The 21,884-nt window shown below is 45.3% G+C and carries 19 protein-coding genes and 1 pseudogene; 11 read left to right on the top strand and 9 right to left on the bottom strand.

Annotated elements, in window-relative coordinates; genetic code table 11:
* Nucleotides 1-61: 61 nt before the first annotated feature.
* Complete coding sequence (locus GXP69_RS14010) at nt 62-2,140, bottom strand: alpha-ketoacid dehydrogenase subunit alpha/beta (RefSeq protein WP_163915705.1); 2,079 nt, start codon at nt 2,138-2,140, stop codon at nt 62-64.
* 296 nt (nt 2,141-2,436) lie between these two features.
* Between GXP69_RS14010 and hemF the strand changes: the two genes are divergently transcribed.
* Nucleotides 2,437-3,336 (top strand): oxygen-dependent coproporphyrinogen oxidase, encoded by a 900-nt coding sequence (gene hemF, locus GXP69_RS14015; protein ID WP_163915706.1) that lies wholly within the window; start codon nt 2,437-2,439, stop codon nt 3,334-3,336.
* Between the two features lie 3 nt (nt 3,337-3,339).
* Entirely contained in the window at nt 3,340-3,936 is a 597-nt protein-coding gene (locus GXP69_RS14020; RefSeq protein ID WP_163915707.1) for a phosphatase PAP2 family protein, read from the top strand.
* A gap of 84 nt (nt 3,937-4,020) precedes the next feature.
* Here the strand turns inward: GXP69_RS14020 and GXP69_RS14025 are convergent, their stop codons facing one another.
* Nucleotides 4,021-4,605: a riboflavin synthase gene (locus GXP69_RS14025; protein WP_163915708.1), complete on the bottom strand. Its 585-nt coding sequence runs from the start codon at nt 4,603-4,605 to the stop codon at nt 4,021-4,023.
* Nucleotides 4,606-4,771: 166 nt separating this feature from the next.
* Here GXP69_RS14025 and GXP69_RS14030 point away from each other — a divergent pair, with 166 nt between their 5' ends.
* The 4 genes and pseudogenes from GXP69_RS14030 (at nt 4,772) to GXP69_RS14050 (ending at nt 7,679) form a co-directional block, all read left to right on the top strand.
* Nucleotides 4,772-5,434 carry a protein-L-isoaspartate(D-aspartate) O-methyltransferase gene (locus tag GXP69_RS14030; RefSeq protein ID WP_163915709.1) on the top strand — a complete coding sequence of 221 codons (663 nt, stop codon included), beginning with the start codon at nt 4,772-4,774 and terminating at the stop codon, nt 5,432-5,434.
* Between the two features lie 74 nt (nt 5,435-5,508).
* Nucleotides 5,509-6,444 (top strand): annotated as a pseudogene (locus tag GXP69_RS14035) (gliding motility protein GldB-related protein).
* Nucleotides 6,445-6,519: 75 nt separating this feature from the next.
* Nucleotides 6,520-7,047 (top strand): acyl-CoA thioesterase, encoded by a 528-nt coding sequence (locus tag GXP69_RS14045; protein ID WP_163915712.1) that lies wholly within the window; start codon nt 6,520-6,522, stop codon nt 7,045-7,047.
* Between the two features lie 11 nt (nt 7,048-7,058).
* Nucleotides 7,059-7,679, top strand: a complete 621-nt coding sequence (locus GXP69_RS14050) for a hypothetical protein (protein WP_163915713.1) — start codon at nt 7,059-7,061, stop codon at nt 7,677-7,679.
* Nucleotides 7,680-7,770: 91 nt separating this feature from the next.
* Here the strand turns inward: GXP69_RS14050 and GXP69_RS14055 are convergent, their stop codons facing one another.
* The 3 genes from GXP69_RS14055 to alaS form a co-directional block, all read right to left on the bottom strand.
* Nucleotides 7,771-8,889 (bottom strand): TlpA disulfide reductase family protein, encoded by a 1,119-nt coding sequence (locus GXP69_RS14055; protein WP_163915714.1) that lies wholly within the window; start codon nt 8,887-8,889, stop codon nt 7,771-7,773.
* A gap of 83 nt (nt 8,890-8,972) precedes the next feature.
* The gene (gatB, locus tag GXP69_RS14060; RefSeq protein WP_163915715.1) at nt 8,973-10,430 is read right to left on the bottom strand and encodes an Asp-tRNA(Asn)/Glu-tRNA(Gln) amidotransferase subunit GatB; all 1,458 of its coding nucleotides are present in this window, start codon (nt 10,428-10,430) and stop codon (nt 8,973-8,975) included.
* A gap of 83 nt (nt 10,431-10,513) precedes the next feature.
* Nucleotides 10,514-13,150 (bottom strand): alanine--tRNA ligase, encoded by a 2,637-nt coding sequence (gene alaS, locus GXP69_RS14065; RefSeq protein WP_163915716.1) that lies wholly within the window; start codon nt 13,148-13,150, stop codon nt 10,514-10,516.
* 202 nt (nt 13,151-13,352) lie between these two features.
* Between alaS and GXP69_RS14070 the strand changes: the two genes are divergently transcribed.
* The 3 genes from GXP69_RS14070 (at nt 13,353) to GXP69_RS14080 (ending at nt 15,865) form a co-directional block, all read left to right on the top strand.
* A complete protein-coding gene (locus tag GXP69_RS14070; protein ID WP_163915717.1) occupies nt 13,353-13,700 on the top strand; it encodes a MerR family transcriptional regulator in 348 nt (115 codons plus the stop codon).
* A 22-nt stretch (nt 13,701-13,722) separates the two neighbouring features.
* Nucleotides 13,723-14,844: a DNA-processing protein DprA gene (gene dprA / locus GXP69_RS14075; RefSeq protein WP_163915718.1), complete on the top strand. Its 1,122-nt coding sequence runs from the start codon at nt 13,723-13,725 to the stop codon at nt 14,842-14,844.
* Between the two features lie 205 nt (nt 14,845-15,049).
* Nucleotides 15,050-15,865 carry an aminotransferase class IV gene (locus GXP69_RS14080; protein WP_163915719.1) on the top strand — a complete coding sequence of 272 codons (816 nt, stop codon included), beginning with the start codon at nt 15,050-15,052 and terminating at the stop codon, nt 15,863-15,865.
* Between the two features lie 56 nt (nt 15,866-15,921).
* Here GXP69_RS14080 and GXP69_RS14085 read toward each other — a convergent pair whose 3' ends face one another.
* The 4 genes from GXP69_RS14085 to GXP69_RS14100 all read right to left on the bottom strand — a co-directional run bounded on the left by GXP69_RS14085 (nt 15,922) and on the right by GXP69_RS14100 (nt 18,966).
* Nucleotides 15,922-16,710 carry an MBL fold metallo-hydrolase gene (locus GXP69_RS14085; protein ID WP_163915720.1) on the bottom strand — a complete coding sequence of 263 codons (789 nt, stop codon included), beginning with the start codon at nt 16,708-16,710 and terminating at the stop codon, nt 15,922-15,924.
* Between the two features lie 193 nt (nt 16,711-16,903).
* Nucleotides 16,904-17,686 (bottom strand): DUF4348 domain-containing protein, encoded by a 783-nt coding sequence (locus tag GXP69_RS14090; protein ID WP_163915721.1) that lies wholly within the window; start codon nt 17,684-17,686, stop codon nt 16,904-16,906.
* Between the two features lie 96 nt (nt 17,687-17,782).
* Complete coding sequence (locus GXP69_RS14095; RefSeq protein ID WP_163915722.1) at nt 17,783-18,577, bottom strand: thymidylate synthase; 795 nt, start codon at nt 18,575-18,577, stop codon at nt 17,783-17,785.
* A 131-nt stretch (nt 18,578-18,708) separates the two neighbouring features.
* On the bottom strand, nt 18,709-18,966 hold the full coding sequence (locus tag GXP69_RS14100; RefSeq protein WP_163915723.1) for a hypothetical protein: 258 nt from the start codon (nt 18,964-18,966) through the stop codon (nt 18,709-18,711).
* Nucleotides 18,967-19,149: 183 nt separating this feature from the next.
* Here GXP69_RS14100 and GXP69_RS14105 point away from each other — a divergent pair, with 183 nt between their 5' ends.
* Nucleotides 19,150-19,776: a hypothetical protein gene (locus tag GXP69_RS14105; protein WP_235925734.1), complete on the top strand. Its 627-nt coding sequence runs from the start codon at nt 19,150-19,152 to the stop codon at nt 19,774-19,776.
* A 124-nt stretch (nt 19,777-19,900) separates the two neighbouring features.
* Nucleotides 19,901-21,829 carry an AAA domain-containing protein gene (locus GXP69_RS14110; RefSeq protein WP_163915725.1) on the top strand — a complete coding sequence of 643 codons (1,929 nt, stop codon included), beginning with the start codon at nt 19,901-19,903 and terminating at the stop codon, nt 21,827-21,829.
* The last annotated feature ends 55 nt before the right edge of the window (nt 21,830-21,884 follow it).

The raw sequence follows: 21,884 nt of genomic DNA on the forward strand, positions 1-21,884 counted from the left end.
GGTAATAAAAAAGCCCCGCTATAGTTGGCGGGGCTTTCTTTTTATGGTTTACAAACTATAGTTAGTAGTTCAGTAACTCTTCTATAGTTGATGCCACTTTATCAGGGTTTGGCAGCATCATTTTCTCCAGATCCACATTGAGCGGAATGGCAGGCAGGTTAGCAGCACCCATTGTATAAACAGGTGCATCCAACTGCTGGAAGCATACTTTAGAGATACGACCAGCCAAAGATTCTGCAAAAGAGTTCATCAGTGGCTCTTCGGTTAATACCAGTGCTTTGCCATGGCGCTTAACCGAAGCAACAACTGCATCAAAATCCAGTGGGTTTAATGTGCGTAGGTCAAGTATTTCAATGCTGCCCGGGAATTGCCTGGAGGCAGTTTTAGCCCAGTACACACCCATGCCATAGGTGATAACGGTCATGCTGTTGCCAAGCTTTACCTGTTCATCTGAGGCATACTGTACCACATTGGCTTTACCCAACGGTAGGATATAGTTCTCGTCAGGTTCAACGGTTTTGGCATCTTCAGTACCTGGTACTTTAGACCAGTATAGTCCTTTGTGCTCCAGCATAATAACCGGGTTCGGGTCCAGGAAGGCAGCTTTCATCAAACCTTTCATGTCGGCCGCATTGCTTGGATAAACTACCTTAATGCCGCGTATAGTTAGCAGAGTAGACTCGATACTGCCGGAATGGTAAGGGCCACCGCCACCATAAGCACCAATCGGTACACGAATTACAGATTGTATCGGGAATTTACCCATCGACAGGTAGCAGCTTTTTGAAAGTTCCTCCACCAACTGGTTCATACCTGGCCATATATAGTCTGCGAACTGAATCTCAACTATAGCTTTTGCGCCAACAGCCGACATACCTGCTGTAGAACCAACTATATAGGCTTCTTGTATTGGGGTATTGAAAACACGTGCGTCACCGTATTTCTTAGCCAGTAGCGCAGCCTCACGGAATACACCACCCAGTTCACCGCCAACATCCTGTCCATAGAATAAGGCTTCCGGGTAAGTCCTCAGAATATCATCAACGGCATGTAAGGCAGCATCCACCATAATGGCTTTCTCAGCACTAGCCGGTGCGCGCTCTCCTTTTTCTTCAGTTACCGGGGTTGGGGCAAACTCATGCTGATCGAATGTAGATGGATCGGGAACCGGGGCATCCAATGCACGCTGGTAATCGTTGGCAACAGTACGCAGTGCGTCCTGCTCCAGCGCTTCAATTTCTTCTTCGCTTACATCCAGGTTCAGGAGTGTTTGCTTTAACCTTGGAATCGGGTCATTTACTGCATGCTCCTGCAGGTTATCGCCACGATACCACTCACGGCGCACACCAGAAGTATGGTGACCTAAAAGTGGCACTTTAGCATGCACCAATATCGGTTTACGTACTTCGCGTGCATATTCAAAAGCAATGCGCATGCCTTCATAAGACTCAGCGAAATCGGAGCCATTTACGCGCAGACGCTCCATTCCTTTGAAACCAGCGGCATACTCATAGGCATCCATAGCACGCATTTCCTTGCCGGTAGCAGATATTCCCCAGTCGTTGTCCTGCACCAGGTAAACGATTGGCAAACCTTTTAATACAGCCATCTGGAAAGCTTCAGCTACTTCACCCTCTGTTACCGAGCCATCGCCCAGCGAGCAAAGCACAACCGGTCTCTCTTCACCTTTCAATAAACCTTGTCCCTCGAGGTAACAGATACCATGAGCCATACCTGTAGCGGGTATAGCCTGCATGCCGGTGGCTGAACTTTGATGCGGTATAGTTGGGAAACCTTCGCGTCTGAGTGATGGATGTCCATAGTAAGTACGGCCGCCTGAGAACGGATCATCGGCTTTTGCCATCAGCTGTAGCATCAGTTCATAGGGCTGCATGCCTATCCCTAACAACATGGAGTCGTCGCGGTAATAGAGTGCAGCGTAGTCGTAAGGCTTTAGCTGGAAAGCTGCCGCTAGCTGAATTGCCTCATGCCCGCGAGAGGTACTATGCACATATTTACTGCAAATCGCTTTGTTTTCTTCATAAGTGTCTGCCATGGTTTTGGCAGTAAGCATCAGGCGGTAGGCTTTCTTCAGGACGGCTACATCAACCCTGAAATCCTCCAATGTATCTTTAGACATAGAATATACTTTGATCTTGCCCGAAGATACTAAAATCAAACCTGTTTGTAAAATATCTATATCGTTCTGTAAAACCGGCTTATTTAAGTAATTTTGCGCTTACTTTGATAAAGGATATAAGACAAAGGACAAATGGCTTTGAAAATCAGAAGTAAATATTCCTGTGCTTTATAGTTGGACTTTTTGCTGTTGTCCTAAGTTTTTACCAAAGGTTAAATTATAGTTTGAATTTGATAAAGTGGCCTCATACTGAAGTACTTTGTCTTTTGTCAAAAAATCTATAGTCATACAAAAAGATGTTCAGAGACGAAGTAGAAGCTTTTATGCGCCAGTTTCAGCTGGACCTGGTACGCGACCTGGAAGTATGCGATGGCGGCGCCACTTTTCAGAAAGATGAATGGCAGCATGCTGAGCATGGCGGCGGTATTACACGCATTATAGAGCATGGCAATGTGCTGGAAAAAGGAGGCGTAAACTTTTCTGCCGTTGGTGGGCAACTATCGCCTCAGTTTCTGAAAATGCTGGAAATGCCCGATCCCAACTTCTTTGCAACCGGCGTTTCGGTAGTGATGCACCCGCACAACCCGATGGTTCCAATCACGCATATGAACGTGCGCTACTTTGAAGCTGGCGACGGGAAGGCCTGGTTTGGTGGTGGCATAGACCTCACGCCTATTTACCTGGATCTGAAGCAAGCCAAAGAGTTTCATGAGCAGATGAAAGCGGTCTGCGATAAACACCACCCAAGCTATTACGCTGAGTTTAAAAAGTGGGCCGACGATTATTTCTTTAATGTACACCGCAACGAAACACGCGGCGTAGGTGGCATTTTCTTTGACAGGTTGATGGCAAATGATGAATTTACGTTGCAGCAGCGCTTCGATTTCGTAAAGGACGTGGCTTATGCTTTTGCTCCTTTTTATACCTCCATCATAAACCAAAACCGTGACCTTCCTTACAACGAGGAGCAGAAAAAGTGGCAGCTGATTCGCCGGGGCCGCTATGTGGAGTTTAACCTGGTGTATGACCGAGGTACCAAGTTTGGCCTGATGACAGGCGGCAGAATAGAGTCAATTCTAATGAGCTTGCCAGAACTTGCTTCGTGGGTATATAACCACAAACCCGAACCAGGCAGCGCTGAAGAACAAACGCAGCACTACCTGAAGAAGGACATCGACTGGATAAACGTACTTTAACCCATGCTGGAAAAGCTTGTAGAGCTGGACAGGGAGCTCTTTGTATACCTTAACAACCTGCAGTCTCCTTTCTGGGACCCGATTATGGTGTTTGCATCGGATAAATATGTGTGGGTGCCGTTTTACCTGGGGCTTATTAGTTATGTGATCTGGAAGTATAAGCGTAAGAGCATTCCGATGCTACTGCTCGCTGTGTTAACTATAGCTTTGGCCGACAGCATCACATCCGGAATATTTAAACCTTACTTTGCGCGCCTACGCCCTTGTCACGATCCCACCTTATCCGAAACAATAAACCTTGTTGCAGGGTGTGGAGGTAAGTTCGGGTTTATGTCGTCGCATGCAGCTAATTCATTTGGTTTTGCTGTATTCTTTAACCTGGTCCTCTCCGACCGCTATGCTATCTTTAAATTTATACTCGTAGCCTGGGCAGTTATAGTTTCCTATAGTCGGATTTACCTGGGAGTGCACTTCCCCGGCGATATAATTGGTGGTGCTATAGTTGGTAGTTTTGCTGCCTATCTTTGCGCGCTTGGCTATGATATTGTAATCCGAAAGTATAGTTGGTTCGGGGTCAGCGACAACCTAACCAGAAATTAACTCATCGCATACCAGAAAAAAGAGACGCTTGAATTGCGTCTCTTTTTTGTTAATCATAATCTTTTTTTATCCCGGTTCAGTTAATTATTTGTTCAGTAGTCGTGCAACGTACTTGCCTATGATATCAAACTCCAGATTAACTGTATCGCCGGGTTTTACACTGTGTAGGTTTGTATGCTCGAAAGTATAAGGGATAATAGCTACAGAAAAGCGGTCTGCCTGCGAGTTAACTACTGTTAAACTAATGCCATTCACACAAATAGAGCCTTTCTCTACCGTTACGTTCCCAGTGCTGGCATCATAAGAGAATGTAAAGATCCAGCTGCCATTCTCATCGGTTACACTTTCGCAAATGCCTGTCTGATCAACGTGGCCCTGCACTACATGTCCGTCGAAGCGGCCATTTGCCTGCATGCAACGCTCCAGATTTACGACATCACCAACCTTTAAACTGTTCAGGTTGGTTTTCTTCAGCGTTTCATCAATAGCAGTTACAGTGTAGCTTTCTCCCTCAAGAGCTACTACCGTAAGACATACGCCATTATGCGACACACTCTGATCTATTTGCAGCTCGTTAGTAAAAGCCGATGAAAGTACGAAGTGCTTGTTTGTGTCTTCCTCTCTGATAGCTTCTACCCTGCCTAAAGTTTCTATAATTCCGGTAAACATTTTCGTGTGTTTTGTTACCCAAAGATACGTGTTTCTGATACCACACCGAAAAGTAAAACAGGTTTAACACGCTTTTTATAGTCCGCTAACCGGCATTTTGCTTATTTTCGCGAATACGAACCCGAATTGCCTGCCGGCAGTAGATATAACTATAGTATAACTGAGCATGGAAGCTGATTTGTATAAACATAAAGGAATGCGACGCGCACTGGTGCAGCAACTTCGCCAGAAAGGTATCCGCGATGAGCGTGTACTGGCGGCTATAGAAGCTGTTCCGCGTCATTTCTTTTTCGAGAAAGCCTTTGTAGAACAAGCTTATCAGGACAAAGCTTTCCCGATCGGTGAAGGGCAAACAATTTCGCAACCTTATACCGTAGCTTTCCAAACAGAACTGCTCAGGTTGAAGCCCAATGACAAGGTGCTGGAAATTGGTACTGGCTCCGGTTACCAATGCTGCGTGTTACTACAGATTACGCCCAACGTTTATACAATAGAATACAACAAGCCACTTTACGATAAAGCGCGCAGGTTCTTTGCCAAGTACGGATTAAAGCCTCATACTTTCCATGGCGACGGCTCCGAAGGTCTGCCATTTCATGCCCCTTTCGATAAAATTATAGTTACAGCCGGCGCCCCGGTTGTGCCCCGCAGTTTGTTAAAGCAGCTGAATGTCGGTGGTATTCTGGTGATACCTGTAGGAGACGAAAACAGCCAGAAAATGCTCCGTATCACGCGCGTATCCGAAGAGCAATTTGAACGCGAAGAGTTTGCCGACTTTAAGTTTGTGCCCTTACTGGGCCGCGAGGGCTGGAGCGCAGGTACTAATTAATTTTATCTAACCTTATAGGGGCTAGTGCAACCTGCGGCCCGCGTTTGTGTCTTTCGATCATATCTGCTACTACTATGAAAAAGACACTTACCATTTTGGTACTCTCTTTGAGTACCCTTAGCTGCCTGGCGCAGCATAAGTTTGAAGTTATCGCAACTGATGTAGACCTGTTCTGGAATGCCTTTGACAAATTTAGAACAGCTAAGTCTACCGAAGACTCTATCCGGATTATACACGACGAGTACATAAGCAAAGGAACTGCCGGAGTCGGGCAGTTTATGAAAGGGCGGATCCAAAATGCCCGCTACCTGCAGCAAACTATAAGCAAGCACAAATCCTACTATAGTTATTTACAGCACCATACTCCAAAACTACAGGCTGTAGTACCACGAATGAACCGTCATTACAAGCGACTGCTTAAACTATACCCGGATGCTTATATTCCTAAAGTGTACTTTGTAATTGGAGCCTTAAATTCGGCTGGCACCATTCACCAGGATCCGGTTATAGGGGTAGATATGTTCGGCTTCTATCCCGAGACCCCGAAAAATGAACTAAGCCCCTGGCTCCTTTCGGTTCTTCGGCCAATAGAGCAGATCGATATAGTTGTCTTTCACGAAATCGTGCATATACTGCAGAAAGGATATCCCGAACAGGAAGAAACACTTTTGAAGAAAAGTATAACAGAAGGCGCCGCTGATTTTATTGGGGAGTTAGTTACACGCAGTAACATCAACAAGCATATACATGCTTATGCCAACCCCAGAGAACGTGAACTATAGCTGGCCTTCAGAAACGAAATGCTTGGCACCGATATCAGCAACTGGCTATATAATGGACTGAAGAGTACGGATAAACCCGGTGATCTTGGTTATTATATGGGTTACAAGATATGCGAAGCGTATTACAACAACTCTGAAGATAAGAAACAAGCCATTAAAGAAATACTGGATATTAAAGACCACCAGGCATTTTTGGAGAAAAGTGGCTATGCTACAAAATTTGAGTGATTTTCGGGCTCGCAAACTATATTTTAAGGTTTAAGTGTTTGGGCGTATCTTTGCAGCACTAAACAAGCAAACGTAATGCGTAAACAGAAAAAAGTTAGCGAATCTTATGTGATCATGACCGAACTGGTGTTGCCAAACGACACCAATACCCTGAATAACCTGATGGGTGGTAAAATGATGCATTGGATGGACATCGTATCGGCCATTGCAGCTCAGAAACACTCCAACCGCATTGTAGTTACAGCATCCGTAGACAATGTTTCGTTTAAGGAAAGCATCAAACTGGGCAATGTTGTAACCCTGGAAGCTAAAGTTACGCGTGCATTCAGTTCCTCTATGGAAGTGCACATTGTAGTGTATGCCGAAGACATTCCGAGTGGCAAGAAGTTTATGTCGAACCAGGCCTTCTTTACTTTTGTTGCAGTAGATCAGTCAGGCAAGGCGATAGATGTGCCGGAGGCGGTGCCAGAAACAGAAGAAGAGATTAAACTATACGATGGCGCACTTCGCCGCCGTCAGTTGCGTCTGGTGTTGGCTGGCCGTATGAAGCCAAGTGAAGCAAATGAACTGAAATCCATTTTCGATATTAAAGAAGGCGTATAAAAGCGGATAATATGGCAGGCTTACAGGCAGAAGAACTTAGCAACGAGTTTTTGAAGAACTTTTTACCGGAAACATTATTTCTGGTAGAAAACGATGTGCCTGCAACTATAGTTACTGAAGCTGAAACTGCAGCTCCTATAGTTCATGAGCAACCAGAAACTATAGTTGAAGCTGCTCCGAAAGCCAAGTCTACTCCTGCCCTTCCAAAACTCCCGAAACAGGAATCACCAGCACAACCGGCTAAATTTAGCATGATTAGTGAGAACCGTAAAGGTGTGGCTGTGCTTGTTACTATACCGGATACGGAATTCAGAAAACTGCCGCAGCTGGAGTTCCTGAACAAGATATTAGCAGCTATTGGTTTACAGCCAACTGATGTGGCCTACGTGAACAATGTTTCGGGAGCTATTGCTGTGTTCGAAGAGCTACAACAAACCCTTACAGTTAACTACATCCTAAGCTTTGCCAGTCGGGTAGACTCCAACCTGCCACACGAGAAATTTACGCTGTACAATCCCGTGTTGCTCGGTAATGTGCCAATCGTTTTCTCTCATGCCCTTGCAGATCTGGAGCACGATGTAGAAAAGAAAAAACTGCTTTGGGGAGCGCTGCAAAAAGTGTTTACCAGGTAACTATAGTTCCTAGCATTAACCTTAGGTTTCCGAAAATAAAAAAGCCTTTCCATTTACTTGGAAAGGCTTTTTTACAACTACAATCTATAGTTTAATTCAGCACTTCTGCCAACTTATTTTCAAGATCCTTACCACGCAGGTTTTTAGCGATGATACGACCTTCTTTATCTAATAGAAGTGTTTGCGGAATAGCTGTGATGTTGTATAAACCTGCGGCTGCACTTTCCCAGCCTTTCAGGTCGGATACGTGTGGCCAGGTCAGTTTGTCGTCGGCTATCGCTTTCAGCCATTTTTCACGGTTCTGATCCAGCGATACGCCAAAAATTTCAAATCCTTTGTCTTTGTATATGTTGTACATGCGCACCACGTTCGGGTTCTCTTTACGGCATGGTCCGCACCAGCTTGCCCAGAAATCGATCAGCACATATTTGCCACGCAGGGAGGATAGGGAAGCTGTACCGCCATCAGGTGTCGGAAGAGTAATTTCCGGAGCAACCTGGCCAACAGCCGTACTGCGTGATTCATTCAGGCGATTTCTAAGCTCTTTTGTGTATTTAGAGTTAGGGATGTGCTGATTGTAAAGCGTTGCCATGCTATCTGCAAAAGCAAAATCTCCGGTCGGGTCAATCAGCGTTAGCGTACCAAAAGCAGAAACTATGGATGAAGGATGCTTGGCCAGAAAATTACGGATAACCTGTTGCTGTGAATTAAACTCAGCTTCAATGGCTTTGGCATCTTCAGTTCTGCCTTCGTTGCTGGCCTGCACAAACTGCTGCTGCAGCTCCATTTTCTTTAGCTGCGTTTCGTTTACCAGCTTGTTCAGTTCCTGGAAAAGTTTAGAGTCTTCCGATCCTTCAATTTTAGAAGTCCCATTCAGATCTTTGGCATCGGCTTCAAGTTTAATCTTAGCCCCCTTTTCCAGTACCAGCACTACGCCGTCGCGCTGATCAAGCGTAACACGGTAAAAAGATGGTTCGCTTACTGTGCCGTCAAAAGTAAAGCTACCGTTCTCTCCTATCGCTACTGTATCGCGCGGTACAAACTGTTGGTTCTCCAGCTCAAACAGGTAAATATCAGCACCAGTTGTAGCATTGCTCAGCTTGCCCTGTACAGTAAACCCATCTCCGTTTTCAGAAGAAGATTTGTTGTTCTGGCAACCTGCAAGCAGCACCACTGCCGAAGCAAAAGCCAGATACTTGGTAATTTTCATATCCGTATGTTTAATTAATTTACGTTAACTGTACCTCAAACAAATTTTCCAGATTCACCTGTTCGAGGTACGGTAACGATTTGCTATGCATTTAACCGCTCAGCCAGCAACTTGTTTGCTAGTTTAGGGTCTGCCTTGCCTTTTGTCTGTTTCATGATCTCACCCATGAACATTCCAATCAGGCTCTTCTTTCCTTCTTTGTACTCGGCAACCTTTTGCGGATTACCAGCCAGTACTTCAGCAATAATGTCTTCGAGGGCGCTTGCGTCAGAATTCTGGAGCAGGTTTTGCTCTTCAGCTACCTGATGTGCAGGCACGCCAGGGTTCTCCAGCATGTAAGGGAAAATCTGCTTAGAAGCTACCGAATGGCTTACCTTGTTCTCATCAACCAGGGCAATCAACTCAGCGATGCTGTGCGGCTGGAGCGGGAAATCCTTCATGTGCAGTTGCAGCTCGTTCAGGTACGATTTTACCGGACCCATCACCCAGTTAGAAGCTGCTTTATAGTTGGTGGTATACTTACACAATTCTGCAAAGTATAAAGCTACTTCCTTGGCATCGGTCAATACGTTGGCGTCGTATTCTGGCAGGCCGTACTCTTCGGTAAAACGCTTATATAGTTCCTGCGGCAGGCTTGGCATCATTTCTTTAATACGATCCAACCACTCCTGCTCAATTACCAGCGGCGGTAAATCCGGCTCCGGGAAGTAACGGTAATCGTTCAGCGTTTCCTTAGAGCGCATGGCTGTAGTTGTGCCCGTGTTCGCATCGAAATTTCTGGTTTCACCGTCTACAGTACCACCATTTTCAAGCACCATGATCTGACGCTCAATCTCGTGCTCGATAGCGCGCTGCACGTTACGGAAGGAGTTCATGTTCTTCACTTCTACCTTCGTACCCCACAGCGGAGAATCCTTCAGCATCACCGAAATATTGGCATCGCAGCGAAGCGAGCCTTCTTCCATGTTACCATCGCAAATATCCAGGTACTTCACCAGGCGCTTGATTTCGGTCAGGTAGTTATAGGCCTCTACAGAATCACGGATGTCTGGCTCCGATACGATCTCGATCAACGGCACACCGGCACGATTAAAGTCTACCAGCGTTTCAGTTTCACCCGCTAAGTGCATCGACTTACCCGCATCTTCTTCCATGTGAATACGCGTGATACCGATCTGCTTGTCGTTACCATCGGCATCCTTCACGATAACATGGCCAGCCGTACAAACAGGTGTTTTATCCTGTGTGATCTGGTAGCCTTTGGGAAGATCGGGATAGAAGTAGTTTTTACGGGCGTAAATGTTGTAGCGCGTAATGTTACAGTTCGTAGCCAGGCCCATTTTAACAGCCATCTCTACCACCGTTTTATTGATGCGTGGCAATGTACCCGGGTGACCAAGCGTGATAGCGCTTAAGTTGGTATTGGGCAGCATACCGTACTCCGTTGAGTCAGAACTATAAGCCTTGCTCTCTGTCAGCAACTGCGCGTGTACTTCCAGACCGATGATCGCCTGGTATTTATTTCTGATTGATTCTTCCATGGTTTTAATGATTAATGACGAATGAATAATGAGCAATAACTATAGTTTCTCATCATGCGAAAGTCATTATTAATTAATCATTATTAACTATTCATTAAGTTCTTTACAAGTTCTACTGCTTTGCCTGGCACGGCCTGTAAGCCTGAAGCGTCTTTACCGCCAGCAGTTGCATAGAATGGCTGTCCACCGCCGCCGCCTTTAATTTCTTTGGCAAGTTCGCGTACCATCTGGCTGGCATTCAGGTTCTTTTCAGCAACAAGGTTATCAGATAGCATTACCGCGATCTGTGGTTTGCCGTCAATTTCAGCAGCCAATACTAATATAAGGTTATCTACAACCTGACGCATATCAAAGGCAAGCTTTTTCAGGTGATCTGCGTTGCTAACTTCTACCTGCTCAGCTACTAGGCTAACACCGTTTAATTGCTGTGCTTTTTGGGCCAGCGTATCTTTCAGGCCGCTAAGTTGCTTCAGCTCAAATTGCTCCAGTTGTTTCTGCAGCGCTTTGTTCTCGTCCTGAAGTTTCTGCACCGCACCTGATACATTGCTTTGGGTATTCAGCACTTCACGAACCGCAGTCAACTCATCTAACTGCGCCTGTACAAAGTCTTCGGCTATTTTAGCAGTAACGGCTTCAATACGACGCACTCCGGCTGCGACCGAGCTTTCAGATACTATTTTAAAGTAACCGATCTCGCCGGTATTGTACACGTGCGTCCCACCGCAAAGCTCTACCGAATGCTCACGGTCGAAAGCAATCACGCGAACAAATTCGCCATACTTTTCACCAAACAGGGCAGTTGCTCCCATTTCTTTGGCTTCGGCAATTGGCACGTTACGCTGCTCTTCCAATGGAATGCTCTGGCGCACACGCTCATTCACGATATGTTCAATCTCTCTTAACTCAGCATCTTCTACTTTAGAGAAATGCGAGAAGTCGAAACGCAGTACTTTTTCATTTACCAAAGAGCCTTTCTGCTGCACGTGCTCACCTAAAACTTTACGTAAAGCGGCATGCAGTAAGTGCGTAGCAGAGTGGTTCTTACGGATATAGTTACGACGCTCAAAATCGATCTCACTACGGAAGGCAGCTTCGATGTTTTGCGGCAACTTAGTCGTGATATGCAGGATAAGATCGTTCTCTTTTTTCGTGTCCAGAACTTCGATCTGCTCAGCATCTGAAATCAGATAACCGGTATCGCCAACCTGGCCACCACTTTCTGCATAGAAAGGAGTTTTATCAAGCACGATATGATATTCGCTTTTATTCTTGGTCTTAACCTGGCGGTAACGCACGATATGGGAGTCCGAAACATTGCAGTCGTAGCCTACAAATTCAGTCGTTACATCAGGATGAACTATAACCCAGTCGCTTTGCTCCGAAGCGGATGCGTTACGCGAACGGTTCTTTTGCTGCTCCATCTCTACGCTAAAACCAGCTTCGTCAACTGTAAAGCCTTTTTCACGGGCAATCAGGGCAGTCAGGTCCAGCGGGAAACCGAAGGTATCATATAGTTCGAAGGCTGTTTTGCCATCGATGGTATTATTGTTCTCTTTAAATCTAGACTCCAGTGCATCCAGACGCTTCAGACCGTTCTCCAGCGTACGCAGGAAAGCGTTCTCTTCTTCTTCAATCACGCGCTGCACAAAGCTTAGTTGCTGCTTTAGCTCCGGGAAAACAGTTTCCATCTGGTCGGCTAGTACGGCTGCCAGTTTGTACAGGAACGGCTTCTTGAAATCTAGGAAAGTGAAACCATAACGCACTGCACGGCGCAGAATACGACGGATAACATAACCAGCTTTGTTATTTGATGGCAACTGGCCGTCGGCTATAGTAAAAGCAATAGCACGGATGTGGTCAGAAATTACGCGGATAGCGATGTCTGTTTTCTCATCTTCGCCATAAATTACACCGGCTTGTTTTGCCACAAACTGGATCAGTGGCTGGAATACGTCGGTATCATAGTTGGAACGCTTGCCCTGGATAGCCATGCACAAACGCTCGAAGCCCATACCGGTATCTACGTGCTGTGCAGGCAGTTTTACCAGTGAGCCATCCGCCAGACGGTTGAACTCCATGAATACGTTATTCCAGATCTCTACTACCTGCGGATGATCATTATTTACAAGCGATTTACCATCCACCTGCGCGCGTTCTTCATCGGTACGCAAGTCGACGTGTATCTCCGAGCACGGGCCGCACGGACCGGTATCGCCCATCTCCCAGAAGTTGTCCTTTTTATTACCCATCAAAATGCGATCTTCCGCGATCATTGACTTCCAGATGTTAAAGGCATCCTGGTCCATTGGTAGGTTGTCTTTATCATCGCCCTGGAAAACCGAAACGTACAGCCTGTCTTTTGGCAGCTTGTATACTTCGGTAAGCAGTTCCCACGACCATTCCAGTGCATCCTTCTTAAAGTAATCACCAAACGACCAGTTGCCCAGCATCTCGAACATAGTGTGGTGGTAGGTATCGTAACCTACTTCTTCCAGGTCGTTGTGCTTGCCGCTCACGCGAAGGCATTTCTGGGTGTCGGCGATGCGCTTATATGGCGCAGGCTTGTTGCCCAAAAAGTAGTCTTTGAAAGGGGCCATTCCCGAGTTGATAAACATCAGGGTTGGGTCGTCTTTAACCACGATCGGTGCCGATGGCACGATCTGGTGCTGCTTGGAAGCGAAGAAATCCAGGAACTTTTGTCTTATCTCAGCTGAGTTCATCTATGATTATTAAGCCTTTAGATACTATCTGCTATACTTGTTGTTTAAGAACAAAAAATATAGAATTTTTGCCTTTCAGAAGCACGACTGATTTTCGCGTTCTGGTTAGCCAATTACAAGCAAAAGTAGCATATTTTAGCTGTAAACGGTAACATCCGAAGTAAAATTAACTGTGCACAAACTATAGTTTAGCCCTAGCCTTATGCCTTATAAAGAAAAAGAAATAGAGAAGCAGTATTACACCATTGGTGAGGTAGCTGCTATGTTCGATGTTGCTCCGTCGCTCATTCGCTTCTGGGAGACCGAATTTGAGCAGTTGCGCCCTAAGAAAAACAAGAAAGGGAACCGCCAGTTTGCCCAGAAAGACATTGAAACGCTGCGCACGGTGTACCATTTGGTTAAAGAGCGCGGCTATACCATACAGGGTGCTAAAGATGTACTAAAAAACAAGCCTGTGCAGACCAAGGACAAGATGGAGATCATCGACTCGCTGGAAAAAGTGCGTGAGTTTTTGGTGGGCATCAAAAATCAATTGAACACCAAAGCGTAGTTGCTTCGTAATCTCTCTAACTATGGGAGATAACCAGAACCTCTACGAAGTTGCTATAACCCAGATTCCCGGTATCGGGCCGCAGCTAACGCGCCAGCTGGTAAGTTACTGTGGCTCTCCGCATGCGGTATTTCATGCGCCGCCAGGCAAGCTGCAGAAGATTCCGGGGATTGGTCCGACTGCTTATAAAAACATTACTCAAGGTACAAAACAAGCTTTACTGCAGGCCGAAGAACTGCTAAAAAAAGCAGAAGAATACGACGTACAGTTGTTGTTCTATACTTCGCCAAAATACCCCGACCGGCTGAAACAGATCGCCGACGCTCCTACCCTTTTATACTTCCGCGGAAACGGTAATCTGAACCAGCGACGTATTATTTCTATAGTTGGTACCCGGCAAGTCAGCAACTATGGGCAGGCTGTAACGGAAAAGATTGTTGCTGATTTGGCTCCTTACAATGTGCTTATAGTTAGCGGGCTGGCGTATGGCGTAGATATCGTTTCGCATAGAGCAGCACTACAGGCAGGTTTGCCAACTATTGGCGTTATGGCTAGCGGACCTGATATTGTTTATCCGGCTGTGCACCGCAAATACGCTGAGCGCATGCTAACTCAAGGTGGCTTACTGACAGAGAATATCTTCGGCACTAAACCCGATGCACCGCGTTTCCCGGCACGTAACCGTATTATTGCCGGCATGAGCGACTGTACTATAGTTGTAGAGGCAACAATTAAAAGCGGAACACTCATCACTGCTGACCTGGCACATGGCTACGATAAAGAAGTGATGGCTGTACCCGGCAATGTAACTTCCCCGGTTTCTGAAGGACCGAATCATCTTATTAAAAACCATAAAGCAGCTATTTATACTTCAGTGCAGGATCTGGTAGAACTGTTGAACTGGGACCTGGAAGATGAAATCAGGGCAAGAAAATTTAAAAACCAGGTTTTCTCACCGGAAGACTTTACACCTGACGAATTAAAAGTGCTAAACCTACTCATCCAGGCCCAGGACGAGCACATGGACAACATCAGCTGGAAGACCCAGATTCCGGTAAGCATGCTGGCCTCGGTACTGTTAACGCTGGAGTTTAAAGGAATGGTGAAAGCAATGCCGGGTAAACGGTTTGGCTTGATCAGGTGATTAGTTAATCGTTGTTAATTTGATATTGCTGTTTCGGACATCCTTGCCTGCGTAAACCAGTAACGGGGAAAAGGATGACCCATGCAGATGGCTTCCGGACTCGGAAGTCTAAAAGAGTGGTTTATGCGGTTTTTCAACGTTCATCAATTAACAACCAACAATCAAAAACGCTTAACTTTAAACTCTTAACTCTTAACTAAACCGAATGCTGCTCTACAACAGCCAGCTTATTCCCGAAGCCGAATTACGTTTGACACTAACCAACCGGGCTTTTCAGTTTAATGATGGCTTTTTTGAGACGGCTATAGTTGCGGATGAAAAGCTGCGTTTCTGGAATGACCATGTGGCTCGCATGCAGGCTGCTGCAAAGGCTCTGAAATTGGCGTTGCCCCAAACTATTGTTTCAGGTGAGCTAGAAACGCAATTGCTTGAATTGGCTAAGCAAAATAATGCAGCAAACTATGGCCGGCTTAAGCTTAAACTTTGGCGAGGCGGCGGCGGACTTTACACGCCCGAAACAGATCAGGCTGACTGGCTGGCAACTATAGTTCCGGCCACTCAGGCTACTACAACTCCCCTGCACATCGGCACCTGCGAAACTATAACCACCAACTATAGCCCCTTCTCCTTTTTTAAAGGTCCTAATGCATTACTATATGTAATGGCTGGAATCGAGAAAAAGGAAAAAGGCTTTGACGATATGATTTTGCTAAACCGCCAACAGCAGGTCTCGGAACTTATATCCTCCAATATTTTCTGGCTGAAGAATAATGTGCTTTTCACGCCCGCTTTAGATACAGGCTGTGTGCAGGGCATTGTAGGGCAGAATGTATTACGGTGGGCAAAACAAACAGGTATTAAAACGAAAGAAGTGTATTTTGATGTGGCCAGTTTACTAAAAGCAGATGCTATTTTTAGTTGTAATGTAACAGGCATCCGAAGTATAGCAACTATAAATGGTACCTCTGTAAGGATAGATGAAGACTTTATACAGCAACTGCGTGAGGCACTTCAGTTTTAGGGTAATAAAAAAGCTCAGGTTTAGTACCTGAGCCCTTCTTAAACCATAGTTTGTAATTATTTCTTCTGCTGCTGATTTGGGTACCAGTTTCTAAGCCTTACTTCAATATTTTTATCCTTCTCGTTTACCATTTTCTTGAAGGCTTCCACATCTGCTAATCCCTCTGTTCCGCGGAAATGGTACGGGTATACTACCTTTGGCTTGAACTCCAAAACTGCACTGGCAGCCTGGTTGATGTCCATTGTGTAAGGCAGGTTCATGCACACAAAAGCAACATCAATATTTTTTAAGGCACGCATCTCCGGTATGTCTTCCGTATCGCCGGAAAGGTAAATACGCTTACCACCCATGGTTAAAACATAGCCATTTCCCCTGCCTTTAGGGTGCCGTGAATCTGCCGTTTCAGGTAAGTTGTACATTGGGATGGCCTCGATCGCAACACCTGCCTGGTTAGTAGTCTCGCCGTTGCCGATAACGATTGCCTGTGCTTTGTATTTCTCTGGCAACTGATCAGCAACTGCTTGCGGTACCACAAATTTAGCGCCTTTCAAATCTAACGCATCCAGCGTTTTTACATCCAAGTGGTCACCGTGTATGTCGGTAATTAAAACCAGGTCGGCTTTGGGCATGGTTTTATAGCCTTCAGCACCGCCATATGGGTCTACGTAAATGTTTTTCCCGTTCCAGCTCAGCACCAGCGATCCGTGAGTAATAGGTTGTATCTTCAGCTGCCCCTGATCAGTTTTGATCATGTCGGTAGCATGCTTAGCAGACTGTTTGTTCTGGGCATTTAAGTTCATAAATGGCAGCAGAAGCAGCAGTGTTAAAAATGATCTTATTCTCATAGTTTTAGTAGGTATAGTTCAAGCATTTAAACTAGAATTGAGGTGTAATGTTTGGGAGATAGCATTGATAATTATTGAGAATAAAGTTCTTCATGAGTTTCTATGATTGAAACTGTAACGTGGTTGTATTTCCTAAGCTCAAAGCGAAGCGATGGTTTAGGCAGCGCAGGGCTATAGCTTGTTATTTTTCCTTTTAGGTTGAATGATCTTCAAACTTCGTCATTACCCACTTGCCAGAATCTTTCTCAAATGTAAATTGAGCATTGATCCCATTTTCAATACCATGAATTATTAAAACTCTGATATTCGTATTTTTGAAAGAACGGTTGAAATCATCAAATGTGGTAGAAATACTATCACACCCATAATAAAAGCTAGTATATCTCCACTGATCAGATTTTATAAACTCTCTCTTATCGTTATAATCATTATCTAAAGTAGTCATATCGAGAGGAAACTTGATTCTCTGCTTTTGGAATACAGAATCTTTACAAAATTCTCTCAGAAAGGAGTTAAAATCTTCTTCATTATCCAATGCGTTTTCTTGTACTGAAGAAATTTTATCTAAATACCACTTTCCTCTCCGTTTCTTAAAGTAATAATTTTTACTTACTGATGTCTTGGTATCTATCCACGTAAAGACTTTTTCTGTAGTTCTTTTATTTTCCCTCAATCCATTAGAAATTTCAGTTATAGCCTCTAAATCAACAAAGAGTCTTTCATGTTTCCACCTACTGGAATCTATTAGAGATGATACTCCAAATTCCTCATACTCTAATGGAAACTTTATTCTTTGTTTCTGCAAATCTTTATTAAAACCAAAATTGACAGCAAAATCCCAAAAGCTTGAATCAATATGTGCAAACATATCTATGTTGGCTTCCGCAACTACATTAGGTGCTTGAACTTCATTTGGATCATTAGAACTTGAGCAGCTATAGAGCAATAAAAAGCTAAGTGAAATTACATATCTCATCCTTGATTGATATTAATATGCTATACCAAATTGAATATCAGAAGTACCTACTCCTGCTTATCTGCACTATAACTATAGTTTTTAAAGCCAGACTACCTACACCGCAACCGGCGCTTTAATACCCGGGTGCGGGTTATAGTTTACCAACTCAAAGTCTTCAAATTTAAAGTCGAAGATATCTTTTACATCCGGGTTGATGACCATAGTTGGCAGCTGGCGTGGTTCGCGGGTAAGCTGTAGTTGTGCCTGCTCCAGGTGGTTGGTGTAAAGATGCGTGTCGCCGCCTGTCCAGATAAATTCGCCGGGCTCCAGGCCTGTTACCTGCGCCATCATCAGCACCAGTAACGCATACGATGCAATATTGAACGGCACACCCAAGAAAACATCGGCAGAGCGCTGGTAAAGCTGGCAACTCAGTTTGCCTTCGGCTACATAAAACTGATAAAACGCGTGGCAAGGCGGCAGCTTCATGTTTTCGATCTCAGCTACATTCCAGGCGCTCACTATAATTCTTCTGGAGTCAGGGTTATTCTTCAGCTGATTTACTACCTGCGTGATCTGGTCGATGTGGCGGCCGTCTGGGGTTGGCCAACTGCGCCATTGCGAGCCGTACACCGGACCGAGGTTGCCATTTTCATCAGCCCATTCATCCCAGATGCTCACGCCATTCTCTTTCAAATAAGCAATATTGGTCTCGCCTTTCAGAAACCAGAGCAACTCGTGTATGATAGACTTAAGGTGTACTTTCTTAGTGGTAACCAGCGGAAATCCATCGGCCAGGTTAAAGCGCATTTGGTAGCCGAACACGCTCAGTGTACCTGTTCCGGTTCTGTCTTCTTTCTTCACACCATTATCTAAGATGTGCTGCATCAGGTCTAAATACTGCTTCATTGTATAGGCTATAGTTCAGAGTTAGGAGTTGAAAGTTAAGTGTTAAATTGAGGGTATCAAAGGCTGATAAAACAAAAAACCTTCTGCTTACAGGCAAAAGGCTTTCCGGGTTGGCTAAAAGTTATAGTTTCTTAATCTTTTGATTTGGTCTCTTTGCTGATTTCGGCTTTTGAGGCATCTTTCTTCATGCAGCAGGCAGGCTTTGCTTCCTTGTTGTCGGTTGCAGCAGTAGCCATCTGGCAGCTTTCTGCGGACTTTTTACCTTTCTTGCCTTTCTTTGCTTTATCAGCATGTTCCATTTTACACTTGCCGCCCTCGCAGGCAACAGCAGTAGTAGTACCGGCACCTATAAAGCCGGCAATCGCTAAAACAAGTACTATCTTTTTCATAGGCTGTGACAGATGTTTCTTCTTTTTATATCAGCAAAATTAATAGAGCTCCGCAAATTACAAAATGATGTTCATCACTATCAGCAACCTTTTGCAAGCTCCTGTCTCAAATAGCAAAAATATTTCGGGCTTTATCCAATATCATTTATTTATTTGCGTGTTAGTAGCATGGCAAGTAAACTTATGATGAAGAAAAGATTGATAACGCTGGTGGTTCTGCTATGTACCATTTTTGTTAACGTGCGGGCGCAGCAACCTACTGATCAGGATAAAACAAAAGCACAGGAAGATAAGATTTCGCGCCTCATGAGTGAGCGCGAGCAGCTGGTACTCGAATACCAGTTCCTAAACCAGCAGAACAGCAACTTCTGGGGCAATAAATCCAAAAAAGACCTGCTCAGTATCATCGATACATTAAAGGAAATCATCAAAAAAGATTCTGAGCTGATAGGAGCCGTAAAAGAAGCCAGTATAAAGAAGATTGCAGTTACTACCGCCCAGACACAACGCGCAGGCAAGCAAACCGTAGTAGATCAGCGCCAGATTAATGCCCGCATCAAAGGTTTACAAGACCAGATAACGGCTCTGGAGCGGCAGATCAAGAAGCGTGAACGAACTATAGCCGAACATCAGGTGCAGTTACAGGAAGCCGAAACAAAGCGTTATGGAAAGGATAAAGTGATTACAGTACTGGCCGTAGTTTCTACTATCCTGCTGCTTTATGCCATTATTCTGCAGGTTCGGTTAAACAATACCAAAGCAAAGGCTAAAGCAAAAGCGCCGCGCCGAAAAACAGCAAATCAGGTATAAAAACGGAATTAAAAGCTATAAATTTTATGTTATACTTTCCTTGCCCTATGGCAAGTGCACGTATATAGAAGAGCTAAATAATGCAAGGGCTGGCGTGTAATTCCAGCCCTTATTTTTGATGTAGATGAGAGATATTTTTGAAGAATTACTGCAGGTACAGCACCTGCTAAAAATAGAGCAGGAAGAAGACCGCCAGCAATACAAGATTAAGGCACTGAAGAGTACTATACAGGAGCGAAAGGAAATGGGTTTCTGCTGGTACCCGGTGGTCATTTCAAAAGAAGAGATCGGGTTTGGAAATAAAGTTGTTATTGAACTGGAACGTACTTCGGGCCGCGACGAGCTGCACCTTTTCCAGACGGGTAAAGCGGCAGCCTTGTTCAGCAACAGCGGCGAACGTCAGAGCCTGAACGGGGTTATAGTTGGCCTTCGACGCAACAAAATTCTGCTGGCCACTAACAAAGAAGACCTGCCGGATTGGGTAGATGAGGGTAAACTGGGCATCGACCTGACCTTTGACGAAATGAGCTACCGCGAGATGGAGATCGCCATGAAAAAGGTGATCGAAGCGCATAAATCCCGACTGGCTGAGCTGCGCGACATTCTGTTAGGCATAAAAGAACCCACGTTTACAGACGTAAAATTCGATGAGATACCTTCCCTTAACGACTCGCAGAACGAAGCAGTACGCAAAATAGCGCAGGCCAAAGATGTAGCGATTATACATGGTCCTCCGGGCACCGGTAAAACTACTACGCTGGTGCAGGCCATTCTGCATACGCTTAAAACGCAGAAGCGCCTGCTGGTTACTGCGCCATCCAACACGGCTGTAGATTTACTGACTGAAAAGCTGGCCAATGAAGGCGTTAATGTGATCCGGATAGGTAATCCGTCGCGCGTGTCGGATGTGCTGCTGGAGCACACCCTGGATGCACAAATTATGGATCATAAGGCTTATAAGGATCTGAAAACCGTGCGTAAAACGGCTGAGGAGTATAAGCGTATGGCCTTCCAGTATAAACGCAAGTTCGGACACGAGGAGCGCTTGCAGCGCCAACTATACAAAGCGGAAAGCAACCGCCTGCTGGATGAAGCCGATAACATTGAACATTACATCACCGAAGACTTGCTGGAGAATGTGCAGGTAATTACCTGTACGCTGGTAGGAGCTGCCAATAAGGCTATCCGCCACCTGACTTATGACACTGTTTTTATAGACGAAGCTGCCCAGGCATTGGAGCCGGCATGCTGGGTTCCTATTTCTCGCGCCAACAAGGTTGTATTAGCCGGCGACCATTGCCAGTTGCCGCCAACTGTAAAGTCTTACCTGGCCGAGCAGAAAGGGTTGGGCAAGACTTTATTCGAGAAATGTATCGAGCGTCAGGCTAATGTTTCGGTGATGCTGAAAACGCAGTACCGTATGCACCACCACATCATGCAGTTCTCGAACGAGCAATTTTACAATGGCGAGCTAATGGCGCACGAAAGCGTACACAGCAGCGACCTGCATGGCTACGATACCTTTTTTAAACCCGGCATGGCCGTTGAATTTGTTGACACTGCCGGCTGTGGCTACAACGAAGTGGTAAATCCGGAAGCACAAAGCTCAGCGAACCCCGAAGAGGCAGATCTGTTACTGAACCACCTGCAATTGCTGCTGAAAGATTACGAGCAGGACGAAGAAGTGGCCCCGCTTAAGATTGGTGTAATTGCGCCGTATCGTGCTCAGATCAATTACCTGCAGGACCGCGTCGAGCACATGCCGCAACTGCACGAACTATACCAGAAACGTGAGCTATCAATTGGTACGGTAGACAGTTTCCAAGGGCAGGAACGCGACATTATCTATATCAGCATGGTGCGCAGCAACGAAATCGGTGAGATCGGTTTCCTGAGTGATATCAGGCGCATGAACGTAGGCATGACCCGTGCTAAAAAGAAACTGGTTATAGTTGGCGACAGCGCCACGCTTTCGCATCATCCGTTTTACGAAGCTTTCCTGAAGTACACCGAGCGCATAAATGCCTACCGTAGCGCCTGGGAGCTTACTTAGTGCCTGCCATAACCGATAAATTGAACCGAACGCTACAATTGCAAGTATAAATACT

This window comes from Pontibacter burrus (assembly GCF_010686685.1).
GTDB classification, from domain to species: domain Bacteria; phylum Bacteroidota; class Bacteroidia; order Cytophagales; family Hymenobacteraceae; genus Pontibacter; species Pontibacter burrus.

Bases quoted from the DNA above. Each gene is read 5' to 3' on its own strand.
- GXP69_RS14010 (WP_163915705.1), bottom strand. From the start codon at position 2,140: ATGTCTAAAGATACATTGGAGGATTTCAGGGTTGATGTAGCCGTCCTG.
- hemF (WP_163915706.1), top strand. From the start codon at position 2,437: ATGTTCAGAGACGAAGTAGAAGCTTTTATGCGCCAGTTTCAGCTGGAC.
- GXP69_RS14020 (WP_163915707.1), top strand. From the start codon at position 3,340: ATGCTGGAAAAGCTTGTAGAGCTGGACAGGGAGCTCTTTGTATACCTT.
- GXP69_RS14025 (WP_163915708.1), bottom strand. From the start codon at position 4,605: ATGTTTACCGGAATTATAGAAACTTTAGGCAGGGTAGAAGCTATCAGA.
- GXP69_RS14030 (WP_163915709.1), top strand. From the start codon at position 4,772: ATGGAAGCTGATTTGTATAAACATAAAGGAATGCGACGCGCACTGGTG.
- GXP69_RS14045 (WP_163915712.1), top strand. From the start codon at position 6,520: ATGCGTAAACAGAAAAAAGTTAGCGAATCTTATGTGATCATGACCGAA.
- GXP69_RS14050 (WP_163915713.1), top strand. From the start codon at position 7,059: ATGGCAGGCTTACAGGCAGAAGAACTTAGCAACGAGTTTTTGAAGAAC.
- GXP69_RS14055 (WP_163915714.1), bottom strand. From the start codon at position 8,889: ATGAAAATTACCAAGTATCTGGCTTTTGCTTCGGCAGTGGTGCTGCTT.
- gatB (WP_163915715.1), bottom strand. From the start codon at position 10,430: ATGGAAGAATCAATCAGAAATAAATACCAGGCGATCATCGGTCTGGAA.
- alaS (WP_163915716.1), bottom strand. From the start codon at position 13,150: ATGAACTCAGCTGAGATAAGACAAAAGTTCCTGGATTTCTTCGCTTCC.
- GXP69_RS14070 (WP_163915717.1), top strand. From the start codon at position 13,353: ATGCCTTATAAAGAAAAAGAAATAGAGAAGCAGTATTACACCATTGGT.
- dprA (WP_163915718.1), top strand. From the start codon at position 13,723: ATGGGAGATAACCAGAACCTCTACGAAGTTGCTATAACCCAGATTCCC.
- GXP69_RS14080 (WP_163915719.1), top strand. From the start codon at position 15,050: ATGCTGCTCTACAACAGCCAGCTTATTCCCGAAGCCGAATTACGTTTG.
- GXP69_RS14085 (WP_163915720.1), bottom strand. From the start codon at position 16,710: ATGAGAATAAGATCATTTTTAACACTGCTGCTTCTGCTGCCATTTATG.
- GXP69_RS14090 (WP_163915721.1), bottom strand. From the start codon at position 17,686: ATGAGATATGTAATTTCACTTAGCTTTTTATTGCTCTATAGCTGCTCA.
- GXP69_RS14095 (WP_163915722.1), bottom strand. From the start codon at position 18,577: ATGAAGCAGTATTTAGACCTGATGCAGCACATCTTAGATAATGGTGTG.
- GXP69_RS14100 (WP_163915723.1), bottom strand. From the start codon at position 18,966: ATGAAAAAGATAGTACTTGTTTTAGCGATTGCCGGCTTTATAGGTGCC.
- GXP69_RS14105 (WP_235925734.1), top strand. From the start codon at position 19,150: ATGATGAAGAAAAGATTGATAACGCTGGTGGTTCTGCTATGTACCATT.
- GXP69_RS14110 (WP_163915725.1), top strand. From the start codon at position 19,901: ATGAGAGATATTTTTGAAGAATTACTGCAGGTACAGCACCTGCTAAAA.